The 18,519-nt window shown below is 45.6% G+C and carries 24 protein-coding genes; all 24 read right to left on the bottom strand.

The window, feature by feature from the left end; genetic code table 11:
• Nucleotides 1-195: 195 nt before the first annotated feature.
• The gene (locus tag NSS88_RS05215) at nt 196-579 is read right to left on the bottom strand and encodes a hypothetical protein (RefSeq protein ID WP_341083389.1); all 384 of its coding nucleotides are present in this window, start codon (nt 577-579) and stop codon (nt 196-198) included.
• A gap of 11 nt (nt 580-590) precedes the next feature.
• A complete protein-coding gene (locus tag NSS88_RS05220) occupies nt 591-2,075 on the bottom strand; it encodes a hypothetical protein (protein ID WP_341083390.1) in 1,485 nt (494 codons plus the stop codon).
• Nucleotides 2,076-2,085: 10 nt separating this feature from the next.
• On the bottom strand, nt 2,086-2,943 hold the full coding sequence (locus NSS88_RS05225; RefSeq protein ID WP_341083392.1) for a phage tail family protein: 858 nt from the start codon (nt 2,941-2,943) through the stop codon (nt 2,086-2,088).
• 1 nt (nt 2,944) lies between these two features.
• Complete coding sequence (locus NSS88_RS05230) at nt 2,945-7,369, bottom strand: phage tail tape measure protein (RefSeq protein WP_341083394.1); 4,425 nt, start codon at nt 7,367-7,369, stop codon at nt 2,945-2,947.
• A gap of 15 nt (nt 7,370-7,384) precedes the next feature.
• Nucleotides 7,385-7,645 (bottom strand): hypothetical protein, encoded by a 261-nt coding sequence (locus NSS88_RS05235; protein ID WP_341085419.1) that lies wholly within the window; start codon nt 7,643-7,645, stop codon nt 7,385-7,387.
• Nucleotides 7,581-7,922: a hypothetical protein gene (locus tag NSS88_RS05240; RefSeq protein ID WP_341083395.1), complete on the bottom strand. Its 342-nt coding sequence runs from the start codon at nt 7,920-7,922 to the stop codon at nt 7,581-7,583. Before NSS88_RS05240 ends, NSS88_RS05235 begins: the two co-directional genes overlap by 65 nt.
• A 3-nt stretch (nt 7,923-7,925) precedes the next feature.
• The gene (locus NSS88_RS05245; RefSeq protein WP_341083396.1) at nt 7,926-8,507 is read right to left on the bottom strand and encodes a major tail protein; all 582 of its coding nucleotides are present in this window, start codon (nt 8,505-8,507) and stop codon (nt 7,926-7,928) included.
• 6 nt (nt 8,508-8,513) lie between these two features.
• A complete protein-coding gene (locus NSS88_RS05250) occupies nt 8,514-8,834 on the bottom strand; it encodes a hypothetical protein (RefSeq protein WP_341083399.1) in 321 nt (106 codons plus the stop codon).
• 1 nt (nt 8,835) lies between these two features.
• Nucleotides 8,836-9,216 carry an HK97 gp10 family phage protein gene (locus tag NSS88_RS05255; protein WP_341083401.1) on the bottom strand — a complete coding sequence of 127 codons (381 nt, stop codon included), beginning with the start codon at nt 9,214-9,216 and terminating at the stop codon, nt 8,836-8,838.
• Nucleotides 9,209-9,538, bottom strand: coding sequence for a phage head closure protein (locus tag NSS88_RS05260; protein WP_341083403.1), 330 nt, complete (start codon nt 9,536-9,538; stop codon nt 9,209-9,211). The genes NSS88_RS05255 and NSS88_RS05260 overlap by 8 nt, the downstream gene beginning before the upstream one ends.
• On the bottom strand, nt 9,519-9,818 hold the full coding sequence (locus NSS88_RS05265) for a head-tail connector protein (RefSeq protein ID WP_341083405.1): 300 nt from the start codon (nt 9,816-9,818) through the stop codon (nt 9,519-9,521). Before NSS88_RS05265 ends, NSS88_RS05260 begins: the two co-directional genes overlap by 20 nt.
• Nucleotides 9,815-9,970 carry a hypothetical protein gene (locus tag NSS88_RS05270; protein WP_013876414.1) on the bottom strand — a complete coding sequence of 52 codons (156 nt, stop codon included), beginning with the start codon at nt 9,968-9,970 and terminating at the stop codon, nt 9,815-9,817. The genes NSS88_RS05265 and NSS88_RS05270 overlap by 4 nt, the downstream gene beginning before the upstream one ends.
• Nucleotides 9,971-10,012: 42 nt before the next feature.
• Nucleotides 10,013-11,128, bottom strand: a complete 1,116-nt coding sequence (locus NSS88_RS05275; protein ID WP_341083415.1) for a phage major capsid protein — start codon at nt 11,126-11,128, stop codon at nt 10,013-10,015.
• A gap of 17 nt (nt 11,129-11,145) precedes the next feature.
• A complete protein-coding gene (locus NSS88_RS05280) occupies nt 11,146-11,874 on the bottom strand; it encodes a head maturation protease, ClpP-related (protein ID WP_341083417.1) in 729 nt (242 codons plus the stop codon).
• Nucleotides 11,874-13,052 (bottom strand): phage portal protein, encoded by a 1,179-nt coding sequence (locus tag NSS88_RS05285; RefSeq protein ID WP_341083419.1) that lies wholly within the window; start codon nt 13,050-13,052, stop codon nt 11,874-11,876. Before NSS88_RS05285 ends, NSS88_RS05280 begins: the two co-directional genes overlap by 1 nt.
• A 69-nt stretch (nt 13,053-13,121) precedes the next feature.
• Nucleotides 13,122-14,825, bottom strand: a complete 1,704-nt coding sequence (locus NSS88_RS05290; RefSeq protein WP_341083421.1) for a terminase large subunit — start codon at nt 14,823-14,825, stop codon at nt 13,122-13,124.
• The gene (locus NSS88_RS05295; protein WP_341083423.1) at nt 14,822-15,322 is read right to left on the bottom strand and encodes a phage terminase small subunit P27 family; all 501 of its coding nucleotides are present in this window, start codon (nt 15,320-15,322) and stop codon (nt 14,822-14,824) included. Before NSS88_RS05295 ends, NSS88_RS05290 begins: the two co-directional genes overlap by 4 nt.
• Nucleotides 15,323-15,419: 97 nt before the next feature.
• On the bottom strand, nt 15,420-15,821 hold the full coding sequence (locus NSS88_RS05300) for an HNH endonuclease (protein WP_341083425.1): 402 nt from the start codon (nt 15,819-15,821) through the stop codon (nt 15,420-15,422).
• The gene (locus tag NSS88_RS05305; RefSeq protein WP_341083427.1) at nt 15,814-15,969 is read right to left on the bottom strand and encodes a hypothetical protein; all 156 of its coding nucleotides are present in this window, start codon (nt 15,967-15,969) and stop codon (nt 15,814-15,816) included. Before NSS88_RS05305 ends, NSS88_RS05300 begins: the two co-directional genes overlap by 8 nt.
• An 82-nt stretch (nt 15,970-16,051) precedes the next feature.
• Nucleotides 16,052-16,324 carry a hypothetical protein gene (locus NSS88_RS05310; protein WP_341083428.1) on the bottom strand — a complete coding sequence of 91 codons (273 nt, stop codon included), beginning with the start codon at nt 16,322-16,324 and terminating at the stop codon, nt 16,052-16,054.
• Nucleotides 16,325-16,881: 557 nt separating this feature from the next.
• Nucleotides 16,882-17,136: a helix-turn-helix domain-containing protein gene (locus tag NSS88_RS05315; RefSeq protein WP_341083430.1), complete on the bottom strand. Its 255-nt coding sequence runs from the start codon at nt 17,134-17,136 to the stop codon at nt 16,882-16,884.
• A complete protein-coding gene (locus NSS88_RS05320) occupies nt 17,106-17,336 on the bottom strand; it encodes a hypothetical protein (RefSeq protein WP_341083432.1) in 231 nt (76 codons plus the stop codon). Before NSS88_RS05320 ends, NSS88_RS05315 begins: the two co-directional genes overlap by 31 nt.
• Before the next feature lie 21 nt (nt 17,337-17,357).
• Nucleotides 17,358-17,765, bottom strand: coding sequence for a hypothetical protein (locus NSS88_RS05325; RefSeq protein ID WP_341083434.1), 408 nt, complete (start codon nt 17,763-17,765; stop codon nt 17,358-17,360).
• A gap of 134 nt (nt 17,766-17,899) precedes the next feature.
• The gene (locus tag NSS88_RS05330) at nt 17,900-18,355 is read right to left on the bottom strand and encodes an ArpU family phage packaging/lysis transcriptional regulator (protein WP_445297959.1); all 456 of its coding nucleotides are present in this window, start codon (nt 18,353-18,355) and stop codon (nt 17,900-17,902) included.
• Nucleotides 18,356-18,519 lie beyond the last annotated feature (164 nt).

Here is an 18,519-nt window from a genome sequence, read left to right on the forward strand (position 1 = left end):
TAATAAAAAACACCGCTATCAATCGGTGTTGTGTCGCGTTATCGTCCGAATGTTCATTTCTGCAAGCTATTGACTACTTGCGTAACTACTTCTTTGAGGTTAAATAAATTAGGAACTTGATCGAGCGTATATGTGCCATTCAAAACGAGGCTCACCCAAACTTTTACAAGACCGCTGTTTTCAGTGAATACCATTTTACATACCTCCATTCATTGTCGCTAATAGTAATGTTAATTCTACTACTGCTTGTTGCGTTTCTTTTAACTGTTCTGTAAGTGGTTTCTGATAAACAGGCTCTTGCGGCTCGGTTGCGTTCGGGTCGGGATACGAAAACTCTAATTCTAGCGTTTCGGGATTGACGCGGTATCCGTTACACTCCGCAAAATCCTGCGCGTATTGACCGTATTCAAGCTGAATAACGCCGACTGTATCACGGACACGCTCTTTCAACGCTTGGTATGTCTCGAAATCTTGATCGATGGTTGTTTCAATAACCGCGCCCATTTTTTCACCTGTGTCAAGAATGACGTTTCCTGTTGCTTTGTCGTAATAAATTTTACGCCCTATGCGATTATTCATTTTATCCCTCCTTATTCAATTGCAATCCAGGCATAGTCGTATAGTGTCCAGCCATTACTATATATAAGCAGATTAACTGTAAAACCATCATTATTAATTTTGTTTTGACTTGAATCACTAAGGCCATAGATAGTACTTGGTTTATATGTCCAATCAAGTTGGTTTATAGCAATATTTGATACAATCTTTCCGCTTCCACTAGGGTATACAGCGTAACTTGGTGTAACTCTTTGTATTAGTGAAATCATCCACCTTGCTGTGTTAATACTATTTACATATACAAGAACGATACTTGGTTTAAAAGCTAACCCAGATACTGTATAAGTTTTTTCTGATGTTGTAAATGTTCCACTCGCCCATCTTTTACCTTCTACCAATGTTCCTACAACACCAAAAATATCTACGCCCTGCTTGATATTTGCCGGGATTAAATCGGGATCACCTTTGACGATTCCGCTTCCATTGTGATACCCCGCCGGAATCGTTTGGTCTATTGTTGTAGGTGTAATTGTGATAGCGCCAATATTAGGCATCGTTCCTGTCTGTTCGCCACTATCATTCGTAAATGTTTTGCCACTCAATACATCAGAAGGCTGTGCGTTACCCGACCCCCCTTCACCCTGTAAGATAAAATTTGTGCCGTTGTAACGGAGTGTATAAATACTTCCTGCCTTTAAATTACCAGCTGATACATCGTTACCGTTAGGCTTCTTGATTGCTTTCGCGCCTAATCCGTTGACGTTAATAGTTGATGCTCCGGTATTGTCCATGTTGATTTTTACGGCAATTGCCATACCTTCGACATACGCTGTTGGCGCTGGATTTAAGGTAACTTCATAAGCATTCGCTGAACCGGTAGCAACCCCGTAACCGGGATGTTTCACATAATCAGCCAAATGTGCATCAAATTCCGTCCGCGGAGTAAAACCTTCATCCTGCACACTTGCCATAAAAGCATCCCATTCAGCTTGAAATTGGCTAGTTGGTATGCTAATGAGTGAATGAACCAAACCACACAAATTTTCGTCCAGCCGCTCATCGATTAAGTCTGCAGGATTCAACGTTGACGTATTCGCTCTTACACGAATTTGAGCAAGGGATAATTCGTAAATAAAATCGTCACGTTGCAGTTCTGGAGGAACCGGGTTCTCTGAGGGAGTGCCTTGTTTAACAAACGCTCTAATAAAACGAGACTGATTTCGTTTGTCCAATCGGAGCACGATCCGGTCGATCCGGTCATATGTCGCCTCCGGCAGCGCATGTTCCAGATACAGATTGCTTGTATTTTCATAGAGATAGCCCTGCATAATCGCTTTCCCCGGTGTTACATACGTCCGTAAGTCGTTACCATCGCATTTTACTTCTAGTGCAGGGATATTGTCCGTATGCAATAAACCTGTACTTAGCACACTTCCGAAATAATCCGCGAAATCACTAGCTTGATAGGCTCGTGGATCACCCGGCGCGCTATTAAAAAACTTACTGATTTCCGCCATATTCTCACCCCTATACAGCGTTATAAAGTTTTCTGTAGCTAATATTCACGATAGCTCCTTGAATATCGCTATCCGCTGAATATTCAATCTCGTTTTCTCCTACGACAAGTTGGAAAAAAGAACTGTTCAGGTCAATCCAATTGAAAACGTTTCGTTCTGTTCCGTCCGGTTGAACAAAATAAACAGATTTTCTGCCTGGCGTAGTATCAATTTTCATCACTTCGCCTTCTTGTAACGTTTGATTCACCTTAATAAACTCTCCGGTTGTTCGATTTATGATGATCGGGTTGACGGCAGGCCCGAAAAACTCGATATACAAAGGCGCAGGCGCATCTCCATCATTCACGATAATTCGATTGTCTCGTTGCATACCGATTTCAAATACACCCTCAAACGGGAATTGGAAAAGTGGTTCAAAGGTAGGTTCTTCTGTTATTTCAGGCGATTTCCAAAAAGGATTTGGACAGAGCAAGTTCACAAGTGCCTTTTGAAAGAATGGTCCACGATTTTCTCTTCCACTTGGAAAAACAGGTACACCATCCGGAACAGCCTCTATTTCGCGAATGGTTTCGCCATTTTCGTAGCGAAGTATACCTTGTCCTAGCTTTGGATTAAAAACAGAAGCAAGGAATTGACGACGTTTAAATAGTGTCGGTTTGTCCGATGCTAGAATCACAATTTCCAATGAGATAGCACGTTCTTGTAAAACAGAATCGATGTAGGTCGAACCATCTTGAAATGGGGCCTTCTGTGTTTGAATATCAGCGTCCACGTCACCAAGCCCATCAATGGACTGCAAAAGAAAAGGAGCTGATGATTTCAGCTCCACAGATTGTCCTCTTGCGTTTGTAAAGATGATTCGCTGCATATCATAGCCCCCATTCCATTGCGAGCTGGCGTGAAACTTGTAGATGTTTTCGTGCAGTTTCTGACGGCGTTGGCGCAGTTGAATGGAAATGGAAATGTTGTTCTATTTTCGCGCCAGCCATTTTTGGAACGTTGATTGTTGCCGTAGCAGGGACGACAGCACCGGAATATCCTGCAACACTCGGTATCGTTTCTTGTGCCATGTGATTCGTAGCAGAAACAACGGCATTGATGTTTCGATTGATTCCTTCTGCTAGTCCAGCAGGAATCCACTTTCCTAGCTCCATCATGACACGACTCGGAGACTTGATTTTGAGCGCATTTTTAATCGTTGCTTGTACAACATTAGCAATCTCTTGCGCCTTTTGCCGAAGTGGACCCATCATCGAATTCAATCCATCGATGAGCCCTTGCATGGTGTTTTTCCCGATGTCAGCCATCGATGCGGTCATAAGATTCAGTTCTGTTTTCGTCCCCTCCGTGATCTCCTTGATCTTTGCCATCCACTCATTTTTGTGCTGTTCAAGCTCGGCAGCTGCTTGCGCGCGCAACTGAGCGATTTTGTTTGTGTATTCAATCTTTACTTGCTCGAGTTCAGTGCTTGCAGTGGCTCGTAACTGTTGAATTTTCGATTGCGTTTCCAGCCTCATTCCTTCGAGCTCGTTGATCGCTTGCGTGCGGGCCAATGCGTTCTTTTCACGCCACAATTGAACGTACTGATTCAGCTCTTCGTCAGAAAGGGAATTGAGCGCTGCAATTTCGTCGACGGCTTTCGGCCCCATCTCCCGCAACTCTTGAAGAAGTCCTTCGTCGATACCACGGTTAGCCAAAGAAACAATATTCGCTTGCCAATCCTTGAACGCACTAACTTGGTCGGAAAGGTTTTTCAGCAGCCCTTGCCCAGTTACGTCATCCTTCCGCTTAATCTCATCAAAAATGCCGGCAAAGCTATACAATGCTTTAGTTCGGTCGTCGACCGCTTTTTGATATTCTTCGGTCAGTTTTCGCTCATCTTCTGCAAGACGGTCGTTGATTTCCTTTACTCTTGTTTCATACTCCTCTTTTGCTTTTAGCTCATCTTGTTGTAATCGCTCGTTAATTTCCTTGACCTTTTCGGCATACTCATTGTTCGCCGCTAAAAGCTTATCGTTGATTTCTTTCTTGACGCGATATATCTCTCGTTCCCAGTATATCCGTTCCTCCGTACCTTTTTTGTAACTTTTGGCGACAGTATTCAATGATTCAAGTTCTTGAACGAGAGAAAGCTGACCATAATATTTCTTTTCCTCGAACCACTTTTTCTCGTTCTCGAAGTTGCGCTTGGTGATTTCCTCTTTGACGCGAGCATATTCCTTCTCTGCTTCGATACGTTCCTTGGTACCTTTCTTGAACAGCTTAGCAAGGTTGTTCCACCATTGCAGCTCTTGTTCAAGGGAAACATTGCGGATTTGCTTTTGATATTCAATAGCTTGTTTTCCTTGTTCAAAGGTCTTTTTCGCGACTTCTGCCGCTTTTTTCGCCTGCTCATCTTGTGCTTTTTTGATTTCCAGGTTCACTTGCCGAACTTGGTCGGATGTTTTAGCGTAGTTTTTCAGGATATTGCGCAAGGCGGATATATATTGCACTTCATCAATTTTTCCAATTTTAAAGTTATATTGCGCTCGCTTGAAAGCTTCCTCAAAGGCTTTTTTAGCCGCCTCCGCATTCTTTTTAGATGCTCGTTCAACGTCCTTTTTCTTCGATTCAATCCCTCTCGCGAAACCTTCTGTTGTATATCTACCTAATCTTTCTGTTTCACGTGAAGGGGAATGAATATCGAGTACCTTTCTGATTGTTCTTGTGACGGAATTAGCTATGTCCCTTACTTTTTCTATAACAGCAGAAGCCATTGAGGAAATGCCTCGTGCTAACCCTTGTATGATGTTTTTACCAATGGAGTAAAGATCAATTCCCTTTAAAAAGCTCACGGCACTATTCCACATGCTTACTATGGTGGATTTGATGCCGCTCATGATAGATGAGACGGCATTTTTCATCGCAGAGAACGCGTTGCTTACCGCTGATTTTGCAGTATTAACCGCGTTGGAAATAGCTGATTTAATTCCGTTCCAGATGGATGATGCTAGCGATCGGATGCCGTTAAAAACAGATGATGTTGTAGACTTTATGTTCGACCATGCGGCGCTAACAAACCCTTTTATTGCAGAAACTGCGCCGGAAAATACTTGCTTGATTCCATTCCAGATAGAAGACAGGGCGTTTTTTAGGTTGTTAAAGATTGCTCTTGCATCGTTAGAAAGATTTTTAAAATCGCCTGTCACAAGGTCAATGATGAGAAGAACGGCACCAATAAAAATATTTTTAATCGCCTGCCACACACCGCTAAAGTATTGCTTTAATCCGTTCAAAATAGTTTGTAATCCACTTTTCATGCCATTAAATAGGTTAGTGATCCCGTTCACGAAAGGCATAATAATAGCAAGTGCTGCACTCTTAATGGTATTCCATACCGTAACAGTCACTTGCTTGATTGTTTGCCATGTAGAAGATGTGAAGCTTTTAATATTGTTCCATACGTTGTTAAAAGATTGTTTTATGCTCTCAAGTGTTGAGCTGAACCATTCTTTGAGCGATCCCCATATTTCCGTTGTTTTAGCCTTGATTTCATCCCAATTTTTATATATCAACACACCAGCCGCTACCAATCCGGCGATTGCTGCTATAGCAATACCGACTGGCCCTGTGATTGCTGCTATTGCTGCGCTAAAAACTCCTGCCATTCCTCCTGCCGCTGCAATAGCGCCTGATACCGCCCCAAACGCCGCCGTAAGGGCTCCGATTCCGCTCGCTGCTGTGCCAATAATAGCAAGCACCACACCGATAGCCGTACCTATACCGGCAAGCACAGCCGCTACCGCCGCCGCAGTCGCAATAAATTGTTGAGTAGACGGCGATAGATTATTGAACCAATCCACAAGCTGTTGGATATATCCAGCCACCTTTTGAATTGCAGGAGCCAGAGCATTTCCGATCGTGATTTGCGCCGTTTCAAATGCACCTTGTAGTTCTTCGAGCGAACCTTTGAGGTTGTCTTTCATTTTCTGTGCTGCTTCCTGTGACGCCCCGGCCGAATTTTGCAATGATTTCGTGAGTGCATCTAATTTTTGCGGTCCGGCTTCTACTACCGTTAGCATTCCGCTGGCCGCTTCTGTTCCGAATATCGTAGACAGTGCAGCGAGCTTCTGTGCGTTGCTCATATTTTTTGTTTTTTCGGCCAGTTGTCCGATGATATTGCTGAACGGCAACATTTTCCCATTGGCATCGGTTATTTTCACGCCCAAGGCTTCGAGTGTATTCGCTGCTTCTTTCGGCGGATCGGAAAGGCGAATAAGAGCCGCACGCAATGTTGTTCCGGCTTGTTCGCCACGGATACCGTTGTTGGCCATGATTTCCGTTGCGGCCGCGAGCTGTTCCAAGGAAATACCAAGGGATTTTGCAACCGGCGCCGCATATTTGAACGTGTATTGCATGTCCTGAATACCAGCCGCCGAATCATTCGCTGCTTGTGCAAGAACATCTGCTACTCTACTCGCTTCACTTGCAGCTAAACCGAACGAATTAAGCGCCGCAGATACCGTATCAGCGACCAGTGCCATATCTTCGCCCGATGCTTCCGCCGCCGCAATGATACCAGGCATTGCCGCAAGGATTTGGTTTGTGTTGTATCCCATTGCGGCCATAATTTCCATGCCTTGTGCAACTTCTGTTGCGGATTTAGATGTAGATGCACCAAGATCAAGAGCCGCTTTTTCCAACTTTTTTATTTCCGCTGGGGTAGCACCCGCAATTGCACCAACGCGGTCGATCTGCGCCTCGAAATCCATTGATTTTTTGACGGCAAATCCTAGCGCTCCGCCGATCGCTGTGGCTGCCGCACCCATCGACGTGGCCATGGATTGCCCGATCGATTGCATCCGTTGGCCTACATCACGAAGATTGTTACCGACCGTTGAAAGTCGTTCCTGTAATCTCCCCCATACGGTTGTGTGTCTGTTAATCGCGCCGTTTATTTCTTCAAGACGACTTTGTAGAGTACGGAGTTGTCCTTCCGTCTTCTCAACCTCGCGCTGGAATGCGCGATATTGCCCCTCCGAGATCTCTCCGCGCCGGAATTGTTCGTTTACCTGCTGTTGAACCGATTTCAGACGATTCAGTTTCTCACTCGTGTTCTCGATCGCTTTGGAAAGAAGTTGTTGCTTCTGTGCCAGCAAGGTCGTGTTGGACGGGTCGAATTTAAGAAGACGCTCGACTTGCCGCAACTCTGATTGAATACTTTTGCTTTTGGACTCGACATCAGCGAGAGCTTTTCCAAGCTTTGTGGTGTCCGCTCCAATGACGACGTTCAAGCCGCGTACACTTTCTGCCATATTCTCACCACCTTATTAAGAGAAGAAGCGATCTATATCCTCTTGAGTGGCCATTCTCGCCTTTTCCGCTTTCTTGCCTATGTAAATATCCGCATAAGCGAGAAGGTCACGGACACGCAATTCATTCATTTCGGAAAAAGAAAGACCGGTACGCTTCCCGATCGCGATCAATTCGAGATCGAGGCGTTCCGGCTGTTCATATGTCTCTATATCACTTTGCTCCTGTCCGGCTCCCTCGGCGAAAAAATCCGTCCGATGCTTCGCCCATGATTGCATTAATCACATCATCATCAGTAAAGTCGAACGATTCCAAATCAGCTACCCAGTTCATAAAATCCGGGAATTTTTTATCGACACCTTCATAAGCTCTTGCCATCGCCCATGTCACTTGCAAAAGGAAAACCGAGTCAATCTTTGATGGATCCTCCGCTATTTCTTGCATTTTCACAAGGTCGCCCACCAAATCACTGCCGAATGCCTGTTTATAATAAACAAGGGCCAAAGGCGTAGCCTTTAGCCCGATTTCTTTCTCGCCGATTCTAATGGTTCTCATTTATTACACCCCCACCTTTACGCCTGGAATAGTCACGCTCTTGAAGAAGTTATTATAGACCGTTGTGTTCTTGTCGTTCAACTCCAACACGCCACGAACAATGTTTTGGCCATTGACTTCGATCGGTAGAATACGAATGTTTAGGGTATCTGTGTCTGGCTTTATCGATTCGGCACGGGTGTTGAGCTCCTTGCTCGGACGGCTTGCTTTGCAACGATAGTAGACAAAGCGCCGGTTTTTCTTGTCGCCCAAGATTTGACCAAGCAGCGCGAATTCCTTCGGCTCGCCGTCTGTCGTTTCCACTAGCATCCCGTTCGCGTCAATTTCCCAGCCAAGCAATTCTGCAAGCACTTCGTCTGGAATGTTGGCTACTTCCAGTTCAGCTGTGTAGCCGTTGTTGCTAGTGTATGTCCAATATGGACCGTTATCAGCGTATAATGTAGTCTCATCGCCTTCTGGTTTCGGACTGAATTTCACCGCGCCTGGAATAGGGATTGGTGTATCCCAAGTCGGCGTTGGTGACGTTGTATTGAGATACGCAATATGAACTTTCTCTAAACCAAATGTAACTTTGTTTTGGCTCATAGATTTCTAACCTCCTAAAGTTTGGATTTCATAGAGTATTTGATACATTTTTTCAGTATCGAGATAGGTTTCGAATTTCCGATACGGCAAACCCAACTCTTTCAATTTGTCCTGCACTTTTTGTTCGGCAACTAAATCTTTTTTTGCTGTGTATAGTTCCACTTGAAAATCATCAATCGCGACATAGTTGATATTGTCGGCGATGAGGTCATTTGAATAAGCGAATTGATACGTAATAAACGGCGGCGTGACCGGACTGGAAAATGAACCGTAGGCGACGGGATAGCCAATACTTTTAAGTGCTTGATATAACTCCGCTTGTGTCATCTTAACCACCGTTTTCGATTACTCTTTTTAGCTCGTTCGGCAAGTCTGCCGCGTGTTTCTCATACGCTGGCCGTAAGTGCGGATAGGCAGGAACACGGCCACCGTTCACTTTCGCATGTCCAAACTCAAGAAGATGAACACGTCGATAGTGTTTTTTGTTCCACACGATGCGTTTAGTTGTGCCGTATCCGTCCTCTTTCGTGATTCCAAATGACTGCGCGTATTCACCCGTTCGTTTCGGAGCGAGCGCCTTGGTTTCTTGTAATACTTTCCGCGCAGTTTTGTCTATTGTTTTCCGAACACCTTCAGCCACATCGTCCGTGTATTCTTTTACCGCTTGCACCAATTCGTCGGCTAGACGATCAATCGAAATGTTAGCCATCCGCCGCCACCCTTTCCGTCGCGATGATAGTTAATGTTTTTTTACCCTCGTCGTCGTTCAAGACACTCTGTATATCAAACTTCCGTCCTTGATAGTCGATCCTCATTGTTTCATTGATTCCAGGAGTGTACCGAATGATAAAACGATAGGTTCGCTCCGCTTGGACGGATGCGGCGGCAAAGTATTCCCTGCCACTTACCGTCTTAATTGCCGCCCAACATGTCCGTACTGGCTGCCAATCCTCAACTTGTTGGCCGATCTCATCCTCTGTGACAACCATCTTCAACAGCGTGATACGATGCCTAAACAATCCCGGATTCATCGCTGTCACCACCGTAACTGTATGTGAGTTGAGTTAAGATGCTCTGGATGATCGGCCTTGTTTGATCGGTTGCTTTCCCGACCATTTCCCGGTTCTCGTACCATTCAGAAATCAATGTCATGCAGAATAGCTTCGCCAAGTGATTCGTCGAATCATAGGCGATGCCTGTGGCGTTTTTGAGGTACTGTTCAGCCGCGCTAATTAAGGTAGTCAGTAATGCGTCGTCATCCGTAAAATCCACACGTAGCCACGTCTTTACCTCGTCCAAAGAAACGATCATTCTTTCACCTTCGTTTCTTTAGACTTTTTCACTTCCTCCACGTATCCGAATCGGATAAGCTTTTCCGCTAGTTCTTTCGGCAAATTAGCCTCGTCGTCTTTTTTCAAGTCATAGCCGATGCCAACGCAATCAATGAGAGCCTTTACCTTCATGTCATCACCCCTTCAAAGAAAAAGAGGGGATTGCTCCCCTCATTAAGCAAGTTGTACCTCACCGAATACAAACGCTTCATCGTCGCGCATTTTTACATCCATACGCTCGATAGCACGCCATAACGTAGCGTCAGTTTCGAACGCGTCCATAGCGACATTCGACGACATGATTTCTGTGCGCTGACGATCGAACATGACAACAGCCTCTTTGAGGTCGCCGACAATGATCGGGGCGAAACTTTTTCCGGTCGTCCCATCCGTACGAGTCGTCAACGTTTTATTCGAGACAATGACTACCGGCAAACCGAGCAGTTGGCGGCCGGTCGGCGAAGAAACGGATGGTTGTAACAAGTATTGGCCGTTCGCGTCTTTCAGTGTGTCGAGCCAGTTATAGGCATCTTGGTTGACGATAACGCTAGACGTTGAACGGAATGCCGGGTCTAATTGGACGTTAATAACTTGTTTCAATGCGTCAAGGTTAGCGATGGCCGTTTTCGCTTTCGTACCTAACAGCGAAGTAATTAAATTATTGCGTGTTACGCGGGATTCGTCGCCAATCCAGCGAACCAACGTATTGACAATGGCTTCTGTACTGTCGTTTAACAGTTCGTTGGTGACACGGAAAAAGCCAGCGTATTTTTTCACTTGATAAGTGAGAACCGTGAATTGAGGAGTAGCTTTTTCCGGGATTTTACCGTTTTCCGGAACCTCAATAAATCCGGTTTGTTGCGAGCGCTTCTTAAATACACGCGAACCGCTCAAAGTCGTTACAGGCTCAACTGTAATAAGGTTTTGCAAAGCGTCTTTGCTTTCGCGAAGTTCGTTAATGCGTGTTTGAATGTCCTGTGGAACCGTATAACCGCCGTCCGTATTGCTCCCTTCACTCATCGCGTTGCGGAAGCGTGTACGGATATGATTGACGAATGTTTCCACTTCGTTTTCTTTGACTTGGACAGTTGCTTTTAACGGCTCTTTGTTCTCCACTTGCGCTTTTTCTTCCTCATACAACTCTTTTGCGATGTCAAATTTCTCTTGCAAAGCCACGATTTCTTCTTTCAGTTGCTTTGCTTCCTCAATTTTGTTTTCAGCTAACAGCTTGCGCGCTTCTTTCTTCTTGTTCTCGATTTGTTCTAACAGTTCACGAAGTTCTTTTGGCATGTGTATTCCTCCTTTGATTAAATAAGGTCTAATTCTAAGAGCAAGCGCTCTTTTTCGTCCTGTTGTTTTTGTTTGCTAACAATTTTCATAATGTCCTGCATAGACCGGTTCGCGCTGTTGACAATCGCCAGCCGGCTAAACGCCGCGACATCCGTCACCTCTGGCTTCCCGTCTTGGTATAGGATGCCGTCTGCAAAGCCCTCTTTGACCGCTACATTAGCCGACATCCATGTTTCATCGTCCATCATTTGCGAGATTTTGCTGCGAGAACGCCCCGTTTTTAATGCGTAGGCGTTGACGATGGATTCCTTGATTGTGTCCAAGATGTCCGCGACTTTCCGCAAATCATGCATATTCCCGTAGGCAGCTGTTAAAGGATTGTGAATCATCATCACCGCCATCGGGCTCATCAGTACCTCATCGCCAGCCATCGCGATGACAGACGCCGCACTCATCGCCTTGCTGTCAATCTTGACAGTGATCTTACCATTGTGCTCCTTCAATGCGTTGTAAATTCCGGCCGCCGCGAATACACTGCCACCGTAGCTATCAATCCATACGGTGATGTCCTTGCCTTTGTACTGACTCAATTCTTCTTTAAATGCGTTTGGAGACGTGGACGGCATCCCGAACCATTCGTATAGCCACGCTTCGTCATCGTCTACAATATCGCCCTCAATGCGCAGCTCCACGCTCTCATGCTCGGTTTCAGTCGCTTGGTTGACGATGAATTTCCAAAACGGCATCAGCCCTCACCTCCTTTCTGATACTGCTGACCAATCATCGTGATCGGAATATAGTTGCCGTTCACCATTAGGACGTCACCGCCTTCCTCGGCAGGCAAATCAAGGTAACTTCGGGCCTCGTTCGCCGTGTAAATCCCATTATTGACACCTTTAGACAAGGCTTCCATTTGCGTTTTAATGTCCGCTCGCAAGATGACATTTACATTGAACTTCCAAAAATACCCGTCTCTTATCATTTGGTCTGACAGTGTTTTGTAAGTGATTTCTTCCTCATACTGTTTCAGTACGTAAAGCAACGTATCCACATAAAAAGCCAAGTTCTGCGCTTCAGCTGACGCATAACTTGACTTCTCATAGTCATTGATTTGATTCGGTTTAATCCCGAACGCCGCTGCTATTTGAAGAGCCGTGTATTTCTTCAACTCAAAAAACTGACTGTCCGTCAGCTTAATATCCAGTGGAACAAGTTTCATCCCTAACGGCACCGGTATGATCTTTCCGGCGTTTTTTGAGCCGTTGGCAAACTGTTCAAAGCCTTTCACAAGACGGTCTCGTGCTTCTTGGTTAAGGTCGCCGGTGTACTCTAGCACGGCTTTTCCTGTCAGCCCTGTTTTATAGAGGTTGTTCATGAATTTTTGACTCTCGAGCGCGCCGTCAACCGTATGCTTCAGTACATCCCGGACAGACAAGCCGGTGATGCCGTCAAATGTTACGGACGTTTTGAAATGGAGAATTTCGTCATTACGGAAAACATATATTTTCCCGTCGTATGGGTCGTTATATCGGTACCATATCGCATTTTTCTCACCCAAAATACCCCCGTCGTCCACCACGATAGTGACATACTGGCTTGGGAGTATCCACATGTCTTGTAGCTGCGGACCGTTGTACCGGCACCATACATAAGCGTTGCCGTAATGGTTCCGGTTCATTTCCACTGTTGACCAAAAGATGCTGCTGGTCATGTAGGGATTCGGACGTAGCTTTAAAATGTTGTAGACATCCTCTTTATCACTTTTCACGATGCCTCGATCGGTACGCTGATACATCTTTAGTGGTAATTTTCCCAGGCTTTCAGATAAGATTTTCAAACAAGCAAAATAGGTTGCTTCGGACAATTGATCTTTTGGCGTGTCCGGATCAATGCCTAGCCATTGTAAAAGCATCGGGTTGTTCATGTCCACCGTCTCATTTCGCGGTCGGAAAAATCGCGTCAGACGACTCCACCATCCCATGCCCTCACCTCCTTACCATCCCATCATTTTAAGGTATTCTTCTGTCACCTTGTTAATATCAATATCATTCGCCCGCGTCATTGCCCTGACCATGGCGTTGATAACAGCCGCTAACGGGTCAATGCGGTTAGTCGATTTATCTTTATCCAGCATGATGTTCTCGTTGTGATCTTGTCGCACAACAGCATTCCCGACTGCCCAATTGAGCACAGGATTATCATCGTGCACAATCTTGCCCGAAAAAACCAACTCTCTGAAAAACTTCGTTGGCTCCGACAGCGTACGAATCCCTTGCCTAATTTCGATCATTGTATAGCCTTCCGCTTCCATCTCCTGAGCGAAGTGCGTGGCGTTATACGGGTCATAGCAAATCTCCTTAATGTCCCACAGCTTGTCATCAGCCAATTTCTTGATATACGACTGGATAAAGTGATAATCCACCACAGAGCCAGGTGTGACGGTGATCCAGCCTTGCTCTACCCATAAATCATATGGAACTTTATCCGTCCGTCGCTTCTCAGCCAGCGTATCCTCCGGAATGAAGCTATGCGACCATACATAAAAACGGCCGTCGCCTAACGGGACAACGCCGCTGATGCTCGTCAAGTCGATTTTTTTAGACAAGTCCACACCGATATAGCACTCTCGGACATCTAAATCAATTTTCTTCGATGTAGCACATGCACGCCATTTATCTAACGGAATATAGCCGTTGTCTTTTTGGTCTACCCATATATTCATGTTCTTCGTTAAAAAGCTCCGCATTTTTTCAGGCACATCTAAAGCTGTTTGCAGTTCGCTTCGCAAAAAATTCATGCCTTCCTCATACGTCGCGACGATCGGATTGGCTTTTATCCAATTCCGTTCGTCTTTGATGTCGTCGTCCTTGTCCAATTCACAAATCATTACGAAATACTCATCGTTTTCAATTGGCGAATCAGGATCGAGAATCTTTGACACGTACTGATATTCGGTATAGCAAGGCGAATCAAGGTTAAATCCTGCTGTTGTGATGACGACGATCAATGGGTTTTGACGTGCGACCATGCCGGAAACTAGTACGTCATATATCTCGCTCGTTTCGTGTACGTGGTATTCGTCAATAACAGCAAGGCTAGGGTTCTTCCCGTCCCCTGTTTTTCGCGCTTCTTTTGACAACGGCTGAATAATGCTGCCGCTCTTTTTATGCCGAATACGCCCGTAGGAATCGGTGTATTTGCCGTTTAACAATGAGCATGACTGGACTTGCGACAGCACCTCATTGTATACGATGCTGGACTGTTCCCGGCCCCATCCGGCAATATATACCTCGGACTGCTCTGGCGACAGAAAGCATTCATAACTAGCGATTAACGCGAGAAGTTGAGACTTTGCATTTTTCCTGGCAAGCTGGATATATGCTTTCCGAAACCGGCGCAGGTGATTTTCTTTTCGTTTCCAACAGAAGATATTACCGACGACGAACAATTGAAAATCGGTCAATTCGATCGGCCGGCCGGCCAATATGCCTTTGGTGTGCTTGAACATCCGTGCCCAGCGATAGAAGCGGTACAACTCTTCACCGTCAAAATAGTAAGGGGAATCGTCTTCTGTGATCCTCTCAATATCATTTAAAAAACGCTCACACGCCCATTTGTGTTTTTGACATGCTATCGTACGTCCGTCCACCACATCCTGTGCATAGTGGACGATCCGCTCAAGTAAACTCTCGATCATAACACATCACCGAAAAGACGCTCTTCTTCCGTTTTGGGCTTTTCATCTTTCTTCGGAATAGCAATTTTAGCGCGCGCGGCCGGTGTGAGTCCGAATTCTGATGCGATAGATTTCATCTGATCGTAAAGCTGTCTCTTTTTAGTCATCAACGGATGAGGGACTTTATTGGTTTCGGCCGCCTTATTGGTGTACTCAACCATCAACCCTTCTTCTTGAATGATTTTTGTGCATTTAATGTAGTCTGAGTACGCATCGCAATATGCAGCCAAGGCATTCACATCAATGTTGGTCAGCAACTCCAACTCCATGAGTTCGGCCGCGATCCGCTTGAACTCTTTTTTCGCTGTCGAGTCCAGCCAAGACGGCGGCTTCACTTTGTCAGTCTTAGGTTTGAGCCGCTGCTCCACTTCTAATCGCTGCTCAATCTGTTTTTTTGTCAGACGATTTTTATTCCCCTCAAGCAAGTGCAACTGAATCGGTTTTGCTTTTCTTCCCATCTTGTCGCCTCCCATTTTTACCCATTTTCAAAATAAAACGAATTTTGTGCGCGCGAAGCTGCCCCCGCCGGTCCCATAGGGCGCCGCAAAACTTTTTTCATACCCCCTGCCCATACCGTCGTTTGTCTTCCGCCGTTTTCCGGTTGTGGCAGCTAGCACACAGGGATTGTAGATTGTTCATGTCTAACCGTCTTTCCCAATCAACAAGCAATGGTCGTATATGGTCCACGACAACCGCCCTTGTAATCCGTTTCTCATTTAGACATCGCTGGCACAAGTAGTTATCCCTTGCTAACACAGCCAGCCTTGTCCGTTCCCATTCTTTACTGTGATAGAATGCCCTTGCTTGCTGGTTCCGTTTATACTTGTCGTACTCCTTATCATTCTGTCTTGATCGTTGTCTTTTTTCGGCTAGGTGTTTATGTTGCTCACAATATCTATCCCTTGTTAAGTTAGTACATCCGATCTTATTGCATGGTTTTAGTGGTCTGTTAGGCATCGGCGCTCCACCCGACTTCTATGACGCACCGAGGAAACAGGCATGAAACAATATAAGGCGTTTGCCATTTCGCCCATAAACAGCCTTTACACTTATGCTTCTCGTATTCCTCTTTCGCTTTTTCTTCTTCCTCGTCGTATCGTTCCATGCCTGTCACCTCGCTTTCTTCATCCGATCATCTCTATTCCGTTATACTCCCGTTGCACCGATTCCATGTATAAAAACGCCTGTCATTTAGACAGACGCCCACACTTATCGCATTCACAAAGCTCCAAGTAAGCCTCTCCGTCTCTGTAAAATGTGGTAGTTGCAATATTCCCGCCACACTCAGGACATTGCTCGTCATTTTGTTCATCAACGGCTTCTTTTAGCTTTAAAACCTTTTCTAATGCCTTTACGGTCTTATTCGCCTCTCGTCGTAACGCCTTCAATCCCTTCAATGCATCAGATACATCAACATCCACTTTCACAACCAATTTGTTCGACTCGCGCATTTCTGCCATGTCGCAACACTCCTTTTCAAATTTAAAATAAAAACGCCACCCGATCGGGTGACGCTCATGGAAGGGGGATTTGGTTGATACCATTGTAACACGTCTAAACAGAAATATTCTGTCATTTTTCCTTCATTTTTCTTTCAGTTTTCTGTCATTTTGTTCCCGGCCATCCGTCATCAATTATGTCAGTACTCCTTCATGACGGACGACATATTTTCCATCGTCACGCTGCACAAAGAGCGATCACGGCGCACTGGCCGTGAAAGCGCAATGTGGGCAGCTGTCGACTTGGTGGACAGTAACTTGCCGACGGCTGTTTTCGCAATAGACTTCGTCTCTGGACCAATCGCGCAGCAATTTCCCTCCGCAACGCGGGCAAGTCATCTGATCCAATCTATGCCACGGCTTCAGCGCCGCGGCGTCAAACCGATAGTCGCACGTTGGCGGCTCTACTTCAAGTCGGCCCGGAAGAACAACAAAGTCATCGTCGTAATCTTTTGCGTAGCGAGGCGCTCCGCAAGCCTCACAAGGCGAATATTCAACATACCCGAAAAACATGCCTTTCATTTTTCATTCTCCTTTCTCGGTTCTCCATATACTTCCCGAAGTGCCTGTTCCGTCAAATACCAATCGGATTTTCCGTTTTCATATTGGTACTGACGAACCAGACCTTTTTCGATCTGTTCGTCAAACAGCCCTCGATTGAGGGCTGCGATGATTGTGTTTCGTTTCAATCCCCATCTTTCCGCCGCTTCGCTTGGTGACATGACCGCGGAAAGGGGGAAAACTACTCCCCCGGTCGCCCTAATTCCTCCCATAATGCCACGACGCCATCAAAATCATCTTCTTCTGCCGGAAAATTGGCCGGGTTTTCGCCAGCCGAATACCAAATGTAATCGGCTTTCCGGTCCTCGAAATCGATCGTGACAAGAACAAGGTCATCATCCTTCGCACGTTCCAAACGTTCAGCGTCGACCTCAAAATATTTTTTGGCTTCCACAGTAAATTGGACTTTCATTTTTCATTCCTCCTAACTCACTCACGCAATTTTGTTCGCTGCTTCCTCTGCGGCGATCTCGATGATTTCGCCGTTTGCTACCGTCACGAAATAGCGCCCCGCATACGGCTCATTCACTTCGTAAACCTTCCCTTCTTGAAGAAGGAAAGTTGTCGTTCCCGTCTTCCCGCTGCTGCTCCAATTGCGAGCGATCGGGTTCAAAAAACGGCGCTCGAAGTTGTATTTCGGGTGGCGGCCAACGATTTCAGCTACCCACTCTTTTCCGCCTGACGGTTGATGACGAATCACTAGCGTCGCTTGTTTTGGCTCTCTCGCCTCCTTCCAAGCGAGCTTGAGAGCCGCTGCGAAATACTCTTTCACCTTTCCTCCGAATCGTTTTTGTCCTTCTTTCGCGATCTCCCAAGCCCGCTTCATGATTTTCTTTTTCATTTTGTTTCCTCCTTCGCATTTTTTGTTTTATCACCGTTTGGTGATGTTCTACTTTCATTATAGTCATCGTTCGGTGACTAGTCAACACTTTTTTTAAATTTTTTTTTCGATTTTTTCGTAAATAAAAAAGACACCTAAACAGGTGCCTCTTCTTTGTATACTTCGATTCTGAGCGCAAAGGCTAGTTTGTAAAACGCCTTCTCACGGATACGGTAAAACTTTGATTCGCTAATTCCCATTTCATTGTAAACTTCGTAATCATATGGCTCATCAATAGACATATATCGCTTTATAATTAGTTCGCGTTCTGTCTTATTTAGCCTGTTCACCGCGCGGCGTATTCTCTCCATGTACTCGTCTCTTTCACGCTCAAAGTCCACCTTCTTGATTGCCGCGCTCTCTGTTGATGAATGAAAAGCATTCGTGTTGCTTGGCGGCACAAGTGAATATGTCTGTGTTACGCGCGGGAGATACTCGTCTGGCACGGTCAACATGTACATCCGATATTTTTCAAGCGCTGCCTCGACTGCTTCTTTTGTTTTCTCGCCGTCCACATCGCGAAGGAATGACATCTGTTTATACTTTACCAACCGGACCACTCCCGTTATAATATTGTCAAGGATTCCCATTGTTCACCGTCTATTCACCGTCATTGACCGGGAGAAGTCCGGTCTTTTTTTATTTTTCTGTGGATCATACTTATTCACGAGCTTATACCCGCGTTGCTGGTATAACTTCACTTTCCGTTTGCGTT

Origin of the sequence: Geobacillus sp. FSL W8-1251 (assembly GCF_038005945.1) — a bacterium.
Taxonomy (GTDB): Bacteria; Bacillota; Bacilli; order Bacillales; family Anoxybacillaceae; genus Geobacillus; species Geobacillus stearothermophilus.